Origin of the sequence: Arthrobacter sp. USHLN218 (genome assembly GCF_037144715.1) — a bacterium.
Taxonomy (GTDB): Bacteria; Actinomycetota; Actinomycetes; order Actinomycetales; family Micrococcaceae; genus Crystallibacter.
The window spans coordinates 455,120-467,288 of record NZ_JBBCYT010000003.1 but is presented as its reverse complement, the minus strand read 5'-3'; the positions used below and the strand labels follow the sequence as shown (position 1 = coordinate 467,288).

Annotated in this window: 14 protein-coding genes; 9 read left to right on the top strand and 5 right to left on the bottom strand. The window is 69.3% G+C overall.

The genetic code is table 11. The annotated features are described in order from the left end of the window. Window positions 1-29 precede the first annotated feature (29 nt). Together WFH44_RS09475 and WFH44_RS09470 are read left to right on the top strand one after the other, a co-directional pair. Window positions 30-692, top strand: a complete 663-nt coding sequence (locus tag WFH44_RS09475; protein WP_262104285.1) for a DUF5998 family protein — start codon at window positions 30-32, stop codon at window positions 690-692. A 2-nt stretch (window positions 693-694) separates the two neighbouring features. Further along, window positions 695-1,900, top strand: coding sequence for an alkaline phosphatase family protein (locus WFH44_RS09470; protein WP_336713566.1), 1,206 nt, complete (start codon window positions 695-697; stop codon window positions 1,898-1,900). A gap of 10 nt (window positions 1,901-1,910) precedes the next feature. Here the strand turns inward: WFH44_RS09470 and sepH are convergent, their stop codons facing one another. Beyond that, window positions 1,911-3,158, bottom strand: a complete 1,248-nt coding sequence (gene sepH / locus WFH44_RS09465) for a septation protein SepH (RefSeq protein ID WP_336713565.1) — start codon at window positions 3,156-3,158, stop codon at window positions 1,911-1,913. A gap of 342 nt (window positions 3,159-3,500) precedes the next feature. On the opposite strand from sepH, the gene WFH44_RS09460 reads away from it, so the two are divergent. Next, window positions 3,501-3,800, top strand: a complete 300-nt coding sequence (locus tag WFH44_RS09460; protein ID WP_262104288.1) for a DUF4193 domain-containing protein — start codon at window positions 3,501-3,503, stop codon at window positions 3,798-3,800. On the opposite strand, the gene WFH44_RS09455 is transcribed toward WFH44_RS09460, so the two are convergent. Next, window positions 3,776-4,276 carry a DUF3093 domain-containing protein gene (locus tag WFH44_RS09455; RefSeq protein WP_336713564.1) on the bottom strand — a complete coding sequence of 167 codons (501 nt, stop codon included), beginning with the start codon at window positions 4,274-4,276 and terminating at the stop codon, window positions 3,776-3,778. The genes WFH44_RS09460 and WFH44_RS09455 overlap by 25 nt on opposite strands. A 102-nt stretch (window positions 4,277-4,378) precedes the next feature. Here WFH44_RS09455 and dut point away from each other — a divergent pair, with 102 nt between their 5' ends. The 4 genes from dut to WFH44_RS09435 all read left to right on the top strand — a co-directional run bounded on the left by dut (window position 4,379) and on the right by WFH44_RS09435 (window position 6,806). Beyond that, the gene (gene dut, locus WFH44_RS09450) at window positions 4,379-4,900 is read left to right on the top strand and encodes a dUTP diphosphatase (RefSeq protein ID WP_336713563.1); all 522 of its coding nucleotides are present in this window, start codon (window positions 4,379-4,381) and stop codon (window positions 4,898-4,900) included. Window positions 4,901-4,964: 64 nt separating this feature from the next. After that, on the top strand, window positions 4,965-5,726 hold the full coding sequence (locus WFH44_RS09445) for a DUF3710 domain-containing protein (protein WP_336713562.1): 762 nt from the start codon (window positions 4,965-4,967) through the stop codon (window positions 5,724-5,726). Continuing rightward, on the top strand, window positions 5,719-6,078 hold the full coding sequence (locus WFH44_RS09440; protein WP_336713561.1) for a hypothetical protein: 360 nt from the start codon (window positions 5,719-5,721) through the stop codon (window positions 6,076-6,078). Before WFH44_RS09445 ends, WFH44_RS09440 begins: the two co-directional genes overlap by 8 nt. After that, the gene (locus WFH44_RS09435) at window positions 6,075-6,806 is read left to right on the top strand and encodes a DUF3159 domain-containing protein (protein WP_336713560.1); all 732 of its coding nucleotides are present in this window, start codon (window positions 6,075-6,077) and stop codon (window positions 6,804-6,806) included. Before WFH44_RS09440 ends, WFH44_RS09435 begins: the two co-directional genes overlap by 4 nt. Here WFH44_RS09435 and WFH44_RS09430 read toward each other — a convergent pair. Beyond that, window positions 6,744-7,445 (bottom strand): potassium channel family protein, encoded by a 702-nt coding sequence (locus tag WFH44_RS09430; protein WP_336713559.1) that lies wholly within the window; start codon window positions 7,443-7,445, stop codon window positions 6,744-6,746. The genes WFH44_RS09435 and WFH44_RS09430 overlap by 63 nt on opposite strands. Continuing rightward, window positions 7,442-8,116 (bottom strand): potassium channel family protein, encoded by a 675-nt coding sequence (locus tag WFH44_RS09425; protein ID WP_336713558.1) that lies wholly within the window; start codon window positions 8,114-8,116, stop codon window positions 7,442-7,444. Before WFH44_RS09425 ends, WFH44_RS09430 begins: the two co-directional genes overlap by 4 nt. A gap of 121 nt (window positions 8,117-8,237) precedes the next feature. On the opposite strand from WFH44_RS09425, the gene WFH44_RS09420 reads away from it, so the two are divergent. Together WFH44_RS09420 and WFH44_RS09415 are read left to right on the top strand one after the other, a co-directional pair. Further along, window positions 8,238-10,211 (top strand): APC family permease, encoded by a 1,974-nt coding sequence (locus tag WFH44_RS09420; protein WP_336713557.1) that lies wholly within the window; start codon window positions 8,238-8,240, stop codon window positions 10,209-10,211. Beyond that, on the top strand, window positions 10,212-11,534 hold the full coding sequence (locus WFH44_RS09415; RefSeq protein ID WP_336713556.1) for a class I SAM-dependent RNA methyltransferase: 1,323 nt from the start codon (window positions 10,212-10,214) through the stop codon (window positions 11,532-11,534). A 25-nt stretch (window positions 11,535-11,559) separates the two neighbouring features. Here the strand turns inward: WFH44_RS09415 and WFH44_RS09410 are convergent, their stop codons facing one another. Continuing rightward, window positions 11,560-12,054: a MarR family winged helix-turn-helix transcriptional regulator gene (locus WFH44_RS09410; RefSeq protein WP_336713555.1), complete on the bottom strand. Its 495-nt coding sequence runs from the start codon at window positions 12,052-12,054 to the stop codon at window positions 11,560-11,562. Between the last annotated feature and the right edge of the window lie 115 nt (window positions 12,055-12,169).

Sequence of the window (12,169 nt, the reverse complement as noted above, 5' to 3'; positions counted from 1 at the left end):
CGGCCAGCGGCTGGGCCAGAATGGAATTCATGAGCCATTCGCCAACCACCGAAGAACGCAGCCTCGACGAGGACCTTAACCGTGCCGGCTTCTACCCGGTCATGGTGGCCGACGTGGTTCACGATGCGCTCGACGGACGCGAGCCGCTGTCCCATCTGGTCCACCTGGAGACCCACTTCGACCGCAACGAGGTCCACCGGCACATCACGGTGCTGGTCCTGACCGACGACATGCTCGTCATCACCCACGTGGACGACCAGCAGCTGGACGAGGAAGGCGAGCAGGTTGTCGCGCAGATCTCCACGGAATCCGTGCCCGTCAGCCAGATCCGCTCGGTGGTGCTCAGCTACATCTACGCGCAGCCGCAGGACTACAAGCCCTCCGACCAGGCCCGCGAGCTGACCCTGGCGATCGCCTGGTCCGGCGGCCAGCGCCTGGACATGGGGCCGGCGGGCTGCGCCGATCCGCAGTGCGACGCGGACCACGGCTACACCGGCAACATCGTCCAGGAAGACATTGTCCTGCGGGTGAGCTCGGAAGCGGACGGGGCGCAGGCAGTGCAGAATGCCAAGGCGTTCGCCCGCGCCCTGCGGAAGGTGAACACGGCGCCACCGGCTTTGCCCAGGATGGTGGATCCGGTCCAGCCGCGCCGGCTCGGAACCCGGCTGTCCCGCGGCCACCACCAGCGCTAGGAATGGTCCGGCACCTGGATGTGCTGCCGCCCGCCCCCGGTTACGGGCGGGACAGTGTCGCGGAGATCTTCACGAGCGCCGCCGCCTCGCTCGGAGTCCCCGGCTTTGAAAACACCCTTGCGCTGCCGGCCGCCCGGCGGATCTGCGTGGTGCTGGTGGACGGGCTCGGCAAGGCGCTCCTCAAGCAGCGCGGCGGCCACGCGCCCTTCCTGCGCCGGTCGATGGAGAACTCGAGGACGTTGAGCAGCGCCTTTCCGTCCACGACGGCGTCCTCGCTGGCCACCTTCGGCACGGGCCTGGCTCCCGGTTCCCACGGCCTGGCGGGCTACGACGTGCTCGACCCGGACCAGGACAAGGTCGTCAACCAGCTCGGCGGCTGGGACGCCGGGGTGGACCCGCTGCGCTGGCAGCCCCATCCGACGGTCTTCGAACGTGTTGCCGCGGAACTGCCGGTGGTCACCGTCAGCCTGCCCCGGTTCGCGGAGTCCGGCCTGACCCGGGCCGCCCTGCGCGGAGGCTCGTTTGTCCCGGCCACCTCAGGACATGCCCGCACGCTCGCGGCGGCGCAGGCATTATCGGAGCACGAGCGGGTGCTCGTGTACCTCTACTTCAACGAACTGGACAAGGCCGGCCACCGCTACGGCTGCGCGTCAGCCGAGTGGGGCAACGCCCTGGAGGAAGTGGATTCGCACCTGCGCCGGCTGGCGGGGCAGCTTCCCGCCGACACGCTGCTGCTGCTGACGGCTGACCACGGAATGCTCGACGTGGCGGCCGCGCAGCGGTACGACTACTCCCAGGACGCGGCGCTGGTGGCGGGCGTTCGGCACACCGGCGGGGAACCGCGCATGGTCCACTTGTACCTGGAGCCCGACGCCGGAGACCGGCACCGGGAGCAGCTGGCGGAAGCCTGGCAGGCGGCGTTCGGCAAGTACGCGTGGGTGCTGGAACGGGACGAGGCGATTGCGCACGGTCTGTTCGGCGAGGTCCAGCCGTCGGTGCTGCCGAGGATCGGCGACCTGATGATCGCCGCCCGGGAACCCATCGCCCTCTATGACACCCGGCGGGTTCCGCCGCATGCCCTCGAGGTCGTGGGACAGCACGGATCCCTGACCCGGGCCGAACGGGATGTTCCCCTGCTGGTGCTGGGGTCCACCGCGGGCAAGCCGGGCAAGGCCGGCGGGAATCAGGGGCGGCGAAAACGCTCCTGAGCCCGGCGGCTCACTCGTGCCGGGTACCGAAGACGATTTCGTCCCAGCTCGGCACGCTCGACCGCTTGGGCCGCAGCGACCGCTTCGGCTGCGCCTCGGCTTCTTCCGCGGCCCCCGCCTTGCCGTCAGCGTCCTCGGGCTCTGCCTGCCCGCTCCCCGCCTCCTCCGTGCCGGCCGGACCGGAGGCAGCCTGCTCCTTGCCGCGGACAGGTGCGCCGGAGACGGTGATCTCGCGCGTTTCCGTGCTCACGCCTTCGGAGAGGTCGAGCGGACCGTCGCCCCCGCCGTCGTACGCGGGAGCAAGGCTCAGCCCGAAGGGAAGGCCCTTGGACGGGTGCTCCCCGCCCTCCTCTGCGGCAGTGCCTCTATCGTCCGCATCCCCCTCGCGTGGGTGAGCCGCGGGAACGGTGCCGCGGCTCAGCATCAGGGCCAGTGCATCGTCCGCGTCCTCATCGACGCCCAGCCGCTGCCCGCGGCGGGACCGCAGGACCTCGAGCAGGTTGTCCGGGTCCGCATCCTCCTGCGCTTCCGCCGAGGCCTCCCGCGCGTCCGCTTCCGGCTCGGCATCGGTTTCGAAGTCGAAGACCCGGTCAGCCACCGCGGTCAGGCGCCGGCCGGGAACGGGGCCGTCCAGCGGCTCGATTTCGCTCAGCTGCTGCGCCCACCGGCTGGTGTTCCGGATGGTCCGACGGCTGTGGTCGTAGATCCAGCGGGCCGGCGGCTCCTCCCCGACCGTCCCGGTGGCCTCCGCGGGCAGGCTGAACTGCGCGAGCACCTCCCAGGTGCCGTCAGCGCGCCGCCAGGAGTCCCAGACGAGCGTGTCCGAGTCGATGCCAAAGGCCGGAAGTCGATGGAGCACCATGGCGCCGAGCGTGGTCGGCTGGTCGCCCTGGCCGGACCGGTACCCGTCATGCGCGGGGAGTCCGGCAGCGACCTCGACCAGCTGCGCCTGCTGGGCCATGTAGTCGCGCTCCGCGCGGACCGGGCCCTCATAGCGCAGGACGCGTTCCATGGAAACACCCGACTCGGCCGCAACTTCCTCGGCGGAAGCGCCGGCACGGATCCGCGCCTGGATTTCCCGCGGCGACATCACAGGGCCGGACGTCGAGGAGTCCACCGCAGGCACACGCACGGACGGGCGGGCCGCCGCGGAGCGGAGCGCCTCGTCGATGGCCAGGCGGTAGCTTTCTCCGCCTTCGCCGCCCAACAGCAGATGTTCGCCATCCTCATGGACACCCACCAGCCGCAGATCCTGCATGAAAACCCTCCACCAGACGACAATTCCTGCTGAAACTCTGCCATCGAAAGGGCCTATTTCCTACTGTTTGAGCGGGTGTGGCGCGGACTAGCTGGCTCGGCGGCGCCCGTGCGCCCTCTGCCAGACTGCCCGCGGGCGCCCGTGCGCGCCCGGCCGGCGGTTAAGATCCGGCGGCGGGTTGGCGTTTGCACGGCAAGTAGGCAACAATCTTCGCGTTGCGGGCACAAACCCGGCACCCCGGGCGTTGTGCTCTGACAAACCTGCCAGCAGCCCCAGGGCTTCCGTCCGCGGACGACCCGCCCCTCACACAAGCCACAGAACCGGAGCGTGAAGAAGACGATCATGGCCACTGACTACGATGCGCCGCGCAAACCCGACGAGGAGCTGAGCGAGGACTCGATCGAAGAGCTGAAGTCGCACCGGACCGACAAGCAGTCAGCCGTGGTGGACGAAGACGAAGCGGAGGCCGCCGAAGGATTCGAGCTTCCCGGCGCGGACCTGTCGGGCGAAGAGCTGCTGGTCCGTGTCATGCCGGCCCAGTCCGATGAATTCACCTGCGCCTCATGCTTCCTGGTCCGCCATCGCTCGCAGGTAGCGAAGGAGAAGGACGGGCTGCTCTACTGCAAGGACTGCGAAGGCTGACCGAGGGCGGCGACCAGTTGTTCCGGGCGGCGCGTGGACGTCAGCCAGTAGGGCGTGCGGTCTGCCTGGTCCGTGATTTCGATTTTCACGACCGGCGAGATCCAGCCGCGGATGCATTGGTACGCGGTGGCGTTGAGCCTGGGTCCGCGCTGTTCGACGGCGGCGTCTCCCCGGAAGCCTTCCACCGCACCGATGAACTCGCGTTCGATCTGCGCGCGGCCCACCTGCAGGCTCCGGTCGGTCACGGTGATCCGCGGCGTGGAGATGAAGAGCAGGAAGCCCAGGATGAGGGCGGTGACGACGGCGGCGATGTAGCCGGTGGTCAGGCTGATCGGAGCCAGCACGAAGATGACCGCCCCGGAAACACCCGCCGCGATAAGCCAGACCCAGAAGTTCGGCCAGAGCCGCTCCTGGTAGATCGGTTCCGTAGCGGATCCCGTGGGCTGGCCGGCGGCGGGGGAAGGTGTTGCGCTCATGGGTTTCAGCTTATCCTGCGCGGGCGGCGCGATCGGGACGCCGGGGACTGGACGCCGGCGCACCGACGCCGTAGCTGGGGCCCGGCCAAAGAGGATAGAGTGATGTGCGGAAATGCCCGCGGCGGCTTCGCCGCGCCGAACGAGGAACGGTCACGAGTGCAGGAAATTCAACCAACGCTGAACGTTCAGCTGAAAATGCTCGACGACGCGCTGGAGGCACCTTCGTATGCGCACCCCGGCGACGCCGGCGCCGACCTGCGGACCAGGATCGATTTCCGGATCGGCCCGGGGGAGCGCGTCCTGGTGCCGACGGGCGTGGCGATTGCCCTTCCCGCGGGCTACGTGGCGCTGATCCACCCGCGCTCCGGACTGGCGACTAAGCACGGGCTGACCATCGTGAACGCCCCCGGCACCGTTGATGCAGGCTACCGGGGCGAGATCGCCGTGACGCTGCTGAATACGGACGCCGCCGCGGCACTCGAGTTCAAGCGCGGGGACCGCATCGCCCAGATGGTGATCCAGCGCGTCGAAACCGCGTCCTTCGAACTGGTTGCTGAGCTGCCCGGTTCCGTCCGCGGCACGGGCGGCTTTGGATCCACCGGCGGGTTCACCGCCGCACAATAAAGAAACGTCCCGGCGCGCCCTCCGGCCGCCGGCCAATCGCATCAAGTCCGAGAGGAAAGCCACGATGGTATTTGGGCGCCGCAAGAAGAGCAGTGACGCTGCCGAACCCGTCGAGCCTGCCGATGGCACCCGGACCGCGGGCACCGAGGAAGTTGCCGCCTCCGAAGGTGAGCCCGGCGAAGCCGGTTCCGCGGGGCTGCCGGACAAGGACGCCTTCCGTGTCGACGGGCCCTTCGACAGCGCCGAGAAGGACACCGGGGAAGACTACCTGGACCTCGGGGCCCTGAAGATCCGCCCGCGCGAAGGCCTGCAGCTCCGCCTGGAAGTCGAAGAGCGCACCCAGCGCGTCATCGCAGTAACGCTGGACCTGGCCGGGTCGAGCCTGCAGCTGCAGGCCTTTGCCGCCCCGAAGTCCGAGTCGCTCTGGCCGGAGATCCGGGAACAGATCGCCGCCTCGGTCGGCTCCCAGGGCGGCGAGGTCGAGGAGCTCGAGGGACCGCTGGGTACCGAGGTCGTGGCCAAGCTCCCGGCGCAGACGCCGGACGGCAAGACCGGCTACCGGGTCGCGCGTTTCGTCGGCGTGGACGGGCCGCGCTGGTTCCTTCGCGGTGTGATCGGCGGCGCCGCGGCGCTGGACCGGGAGAAATCGGCGGAGCTGGAGGAACTGTTCCGCTCCACCGTCGTGGTCCGCGGCGGCCAGCCGCTGCCTCCCCGCGACCTGCTGCAGCTGCGCCTTCCGAAGGACGCCGCGCCGCAGCCCGAACCCGAAGCCAAGCCGGGGCTCAGCGCACCGGAACGCGGGCCGGAGATCACGCACATTGGTTGATTCGGGCGCACGGCTGCGGACGGCGGCGGCAACGGTGCCGCTGGACCGTCTGCCGGAGCGCGGGCGGATCCGTTCGTCCGGCTTCGTGGAGTCGGTGACCATCCTGCCCGCCGGCGAGGCCCCGAGTTTCGCAGCCGTGGTCGTCTCCGAGCTGCCGGGTACGGAGCCCGGAGCCAAGGCGGCGTCCAGGCGGGGCCGGATCCGCCTGGTCTGGCTCGGCCAGCGCACGGTGCCGGGGATCGACGCCGGGATCCGGCTGGGGTTCGACGGCATGGTGTCCGAAGTCGACGGCCTGCCCACCATGTACAACCCGGGATACGAGATCCTGAGCCTGCTGGAGAACGAGTCATGACTGAACAGCCCGCACCGCGGGACGAACCCGAGAAGTCCCTGTCCGACCTGGCCGGCAGCTACGCTGCCAAGGCGGGCATGGAGCGGCGCGACGACGGGCAGATCGACGTCCTCAAATCCATCGGCGGGGTCCGCGGCCTCGTCGAAAGTGTCCTGCCCGGCATCATCTTCCTGGTCGTCTTCACCGTCAGCCGCGACCTTGGCCCCGCCTTGATCGGCGCCCTCGGCACTGCGGCCGTATTCACTGTGTTGCGGCTTATCCAGCGCGGAACCGTGACGCAGGCCTTCTCGGGCCTGGTCGGCGTGGCCATCTGCGCGTTCGTGGCCAACAGCACGGGGCGTGCCGAGGACTTCTACGTCTGGGGCTTCATCACCAACGCCGCGTACATCGTTGGCATGGTGGTCTCAGTCCTGGTGAAATGGCCCCTCGCCGGGCTGCTCTTCGGCTTCATCCGCGGGGAAGGCCTCGACTGGCGGAAGCAGCCGCGCCGGCTGAAGGCCTATGTGCTGGCCACCTGGATCGTGACCTCGGTCCTGGTGCTGCGGCTGCTGGTGCAGGTGCCGCTCTACTTCATGGGCGAAGACGGCCTGGTCGCACTCGGCACCGCGCGGCTGGTCATGGGCCTGCCGCTCTATGCCCTCGGGCTGTGGCTGGCCTGGCTGGTGTCACGCCCGGCCGACAGCACCCTCGCCGGTGGCAGCACCGGCCGGGCGGGCGAGCAGGACTGACCGCAGCTCCTGTTCGGCCGCGATCGTGGTGACGAAGAACAGTTCGTCGCTCGCTTCGATCACGTCGTCGGCGCTCGGGGTGATCGGTGCGTCGTCGCGGAGGATCGCGACCACCGTCGCGTCCTGGGGCCAGTCCACCGAACCGAGCGTGCTGCCGATCAGGCCGGAGTCGCCGGGCACGGTGAATTCCACGATCGAGGCCACGCCGGTCTGCAGCGTCAGCAGGCGGACCAGGTCGCCGATCTCGACGGCCTCTTCCACCAGGGCGGTCATGAGCCGCGGGGTGTTGACGGCGACGTCGACGCCCCAGGAATCGTCGAACATCCAGTCGTTCTTCGGGTTGTTGACCCGGCCCACGGTCCTGCCGACGCCGAATTCGCTTTTGGCCAGCAGGGACACGACGAGGTTCACCTTGTCATCGCCCGTCGCGGAGACGACGACGTCCGCCTCTTCCAGCTTCGCATCGCGCAGGGTGGTGATCTCGCACGCGTCCCCGATGAGCCAGCGGGCTCCCTTGAGTCCGCTGCGGCCGATCACCTCGGGCTTCTGGTCGATGAGAAGGATCTCGTGGTTGTTGGACAGCAGTTCGCGGGCGATCGAGGAGCCGACGCTGCCGGCGCCGGCAATGACGACCTTCATTCGGACTCCTTCACCGGAGGCTTGGACAGGACTGCGGAGATTTCATGCGTGGCATCCACGCGCATCATGGCATGCACGATGTCCCCGTGCTGGAAGCGGGTCTCCGGGCCCGGCAGCACGCCCTCGCCGAAGCGGGTCAGGTAGGCCACCCTCGCCCCCGACAGGGCCTCGATTTCGGTGAGGAAGTGCCCGGCCCACGCCTCGTGCAGCGACACCTCGCCCAGGATCAGCCGGCCGGAGGCTTCGCGGTAGTCGCCCTTGATGCTCTGCTCGGGCAGGATCCTGCGCAGCACCTGGTCCGCGCTCCAGCGCACGGCCGCCACCGTGGGAATGCCCAGGCGCTGGTAGATCTCGGCGCGCCCCGGGTCGTAGATGCGGGCCACGACGTGCTGGACGTGGAAGGTCTCCCGTGCCACCCGAGTCGCAAGGATGTTCGAATTGTCGCCGCTTGAAACCGCAGCGAAGGCGTAGGCCTTCTCGATGTCGGCGTGGCGGAGCGTGTCCCGGTCAAATCCCACGCCGGTGACCTTGCGGCCGGAAAAGTCGCTGCGCAGGCGGCGGAAGGCGCGGTCGTCCTGGTCAATGACCGCGACGCTGTGGCCGGAGTCGTCGAGGGTGTGGGCCAGGGTGACGCCGACGCGTCCGCAGCCCATGATGACGAAATGCGCCACTGTCGATGCCTCTTCCGCTGTTCCAAGCTGTCCTGCTGCCAGCTTAACCCTTTGCAGCCCGGCCGGCGGCTTAGAGTGATTCCATGACAACCCTGCAGGCAAGCGGTTACGGTTGTGGGCTGTGCTGACATATCTTGACGCCCTCAAGCGGATCTTGGTGGGCCGGCCCTTCCGGACGGAACGGGCCAAGGTGCAGCCGCTGCCGCAGTGGCTGGCGCTGCCGGTGTTTTCCGCGAACGCCCTGTCCTCCGTGGCCTACTCGCCGGATGAGATCCTGCTCACGCTGGCGCTGGCCGGCGTCTCGGCCGTGGCGCTGTCGCCGCTGGTGGGGCTGGCGGTCATGGTTGTCCTGCTCGTCATCATCGCCTCCTACCGGCAGAGCGTGCACGCCTACCCTTCCGGCGGCGACTACCAGATCGCCAGCGAGAACCTCGGCAAGACGGCGGGCATCACCGTCGGTTCGGCGCTGATGTTCGACTACGTGCTCACCGTTGCGGTGTCGATGTCGTCGGCGGCGCACTACCTGATTTCCGCTTTCCCCGCACTCCACGGAGGACAACCGGTGGCCGCTGCCCTCGGCGTCGTTGTCCTGGCGTTTCTCCACCTGCGCGGGTTGCGCCGCGGCGGCCGCGCCGTGGCCATCCCGACCTATGCGTTCGTCGGCCTCATCCTGCTGATGTGCCTGGTCGGCTTCATCCAGGACCTGGGCGGGCAGCTGGAACTGGCCCCCAGCGCCGAGCTGGACATCGTTCCGGCCGCCGAGTTCCAGGCCGGCCTGACCGGCCTGGCCGGCGCCTTCCTGGTGCTGCGGGCCTTCTCCACCGGCGCCGCCGCGCTGACCGGCGTGGAGACCCCGGCCAGTAACGTGCGGGCCTTCCGCCCGCCCCGGGCCAGGAACGCCGCGACGGCGCTGCTCGTGCTCGGTATCGCCGCGACCGTGATGACCATGGCCGTGCTGTACCTCGCCCGCGCCACGCGCGTGCACGTGGTGCAGGTGCCCGCGGAGCAGCTGCGCCTGAACGGCGGGCCGCTGCCGGCCGACTATGTGCAGATGCCGGTCATCAGCCAGCTGGCAGCCACCGTGTTCGACCGCGGCAACGTGCTCTTCTACCTGGTGGTTGCCGCGACCGGCCTGATCCTGGTGCTGGCCAGCCACTCTGCCTTCACTTCTTTCCCCGCCCTGGCGTCCATCCTCGCCACGGACGGTTTCCTCCCGCGCCAGCTGCGCACCCGCGGTGACCGGCTCAGCTTCAGCAACGGCGTCCTGGCGCTGGCCGGGGCGGCGCTGCTGCTGATCCTGGTCACCCGTGCGGACGTGACGCAGCTGATCCAGCTGTATGTGGTCGGTGTATTCGTCTCCTTCACCTTCAGCCAGCTGGGCATGATCAAGCACTTCTCGCGGCTGATCCGCTCCACGCCGAACCGGCGCCTGCGGCGGAAGATGATGCGGTCCCGGCTGATCAACCTCATCGGCTTCATCCTCACCGCCACGGTGCTGGTGGTCGTGCTGGTCAGCAAGTTCGTCTTCGGCGCCTGGATTGCGGTCGCCGGCATCTTCCTGCTGGGGCTGGCCATGTACAGCATCAACCGGCACTACCAGCAGGTCGCCCGCGAGCTGGCGGTGGAGGAGACGGGCCAGGCTACGGCCCTGCCGTCGCGGGTGCACGCGGTGATCCTCGTCTCGCACGTCCGCAAGCCGGTGCTGCGCGCGCTGGCGTTCGCCCGGGCCTCGCGGCCCTCGAAGCTGGACGCCGTGATCGTGGACATCGACGAGGAGGAGACCGCGCAGACGCTGGCCGACTGGGACCGGCTGAAGATCCCGGTGCCGATCACCGTGCTCGCGTCGCCCTACCGGGACACCACCACGCCGATCATCAACTACATCCAGAACATCCGCCGCGATTCCCCGCGGGACCTTGTGGTCGTGTACATTCCCGAATACGTCGTGGGGCGCTGGTGGGAGCAACTCGTGCACAACCAGACCGCCCTGCGGATCAAGACCCGACTGCACTTCGAACCGGGCGTCATGGTGGCCAGCGTGCCATGGCAGCTCGCGTCCTCCGATGCGGTCCGCAAATTCCAGGAGCTTTCCTAAATGCCGCAGGCCACCGACCGTGACTCCGACCTCGAGCTGGAACTGACCGTTTCCGCGCCCGCCCATGGCGGCCACTTCATCGCCCGGCATGAGGGCCGCGTCGTCTTCGTGCGGCACGCCCTGCCGGGGGAGCGGGTGCGGGTCCGCGTCACTGACGGCGGCCCGGACGCGGGATTCTGGCGCGCCGACACCGTCGAGGTCCTGGAGGCCTCCCCGCACCGCGAGGCGCACCCCTGGGCCCCGGCCGACGCGCTGCTGGCGGCCAAGGCGGGCAAGCCGCCGGTCGGCGGGGCCGAGTTCGGCCACATCGCCCTGGGCGAGCAGCGCGCGCTGAAGGCTGCCATCTTCGAGGAACAGCTGCACCGCCTGGCGGGCGTGGAGCGCAGCGTCAGCGTGGAAGCTGCGGATGCGAACGACGACGGCGGGCTGGGCTGGCGTACGCGGGCGGCTTTCGCCGTGGACCAGTCCGGGCGGCTGGCGATGAATGCCCACCGCTCGGACCAGCTGATCCCGGTGACCGACATGCCGCTGGCCGTACCGGCCATCAATGAGCTGCGGCTCTGGGAGCAGGACCTCAGCCAGCTGGTGCGGGTTGAGGTGGCGGCACCCGCCAACGGTTCGGCGCCGCTGGTGCTGCTGGTGCCGGCCAAGGGCGCGAGCCCCCGCCGGCTGGCCGCCATCGCCGGGCGCATTCCGGCGCCCGCGTCGGTCGCCGTATGGGAACCCGAGGAACAGCGGCTGACGCGGCTGCGCGGCCGGACCTGGGTGGCCGAAAGCTGCCGCGGCCACGAATACCGGGTGACAGGGGAGGGGTTCTGGCAGATCCACCGCTCGGCCCCGCAGGTGCTGACCAGTGCCGTGCTGGCGGGCGTGGACCCGCGACCGGGCCAGCGCGTCGCGGACCTCTACGCCGGTGCCGGGCTGTTCACCGCGCCGCTGGGCGCCGCCGTCGGGCCTTCGGGTGCGGTCCTCTCCGTGGAAGGTTCCCCGGGCACCAGCCGCGACGCCCGCAAGAACCTGCACGGCATGGAACAGGTGCAGATCGTGCAGGGCAAAGTCGAGAACGTGCTGCAGCGCCACCACGACCGGCTGGATGCCGTGGTGCTCGATCCGCCCCGCGCCGGTGCCGGCCGGAAGGTGGTGGAGCAGCTGCACGGCAAACGCCCCTCGGTGGTCGGCTACGTGGCGTGCGACCCCGCGTCCTTCGCGCGCGACCTAGGCTACTTCCTCAAGCTTGGCTGGGAGCTGCAGGACCTGCGGGTCTTCGACCTCTACCCGAATACGCACCACATGGAGTCCTTCGGCCTGCTGGTGCGCGCCTGACGCGCAGCAGCGAGCGGGAGCGCAGCTAGGCCTCGATCCGTGCCAGCAGCTCGCGGAGCCGGTCCACCAGCGGCTGGCGGTCGGCTTCCCGGATGGAGCCGAGGAGCTCGTGTTCGATGCGCAGGAGCTCGACGAATGCGGCATCCACGATCCGCCGGCCCTCCGGGTGGAGTTCCACCCGCACGATCCGCGCGTCGGCGAGGTCCGTCGAGCGGCCCACCAGGCCCCGGGCTACCAGCCGGTCGATGCGGTTGGTCATGGTGCCCGAGGTCACCAGGTTCTCCTTGGCCAACTGCCCGGCGGTCATCGCACCGTCGGGGGAGCGCCGGATGGCCGAGAGCACATCGAAGTCGCCCAATTGCAGGCCGTGGGCAGCCAAGGCGTTGCGCCGCAGGGCATCGAAGCGCTGGGCCAGCCGGCTGATACGGCTGAAGACGCCCATCGGCTCGACGTTCTCCGAGGGCATGACACCCTGCCAACCGTCGATGATTTCGTCCACCGCATCCATCTGCCGCTCCATGTCCCACTGATCCTTCGCGCCGGCCCTGTCTAGTCCAAGTTATCTTGACATCAAGATATTTGGAAAGTAGGGTTCTGGTAAATCTTGATGTCAAGAGATTCCCGGTTCCGGGGAT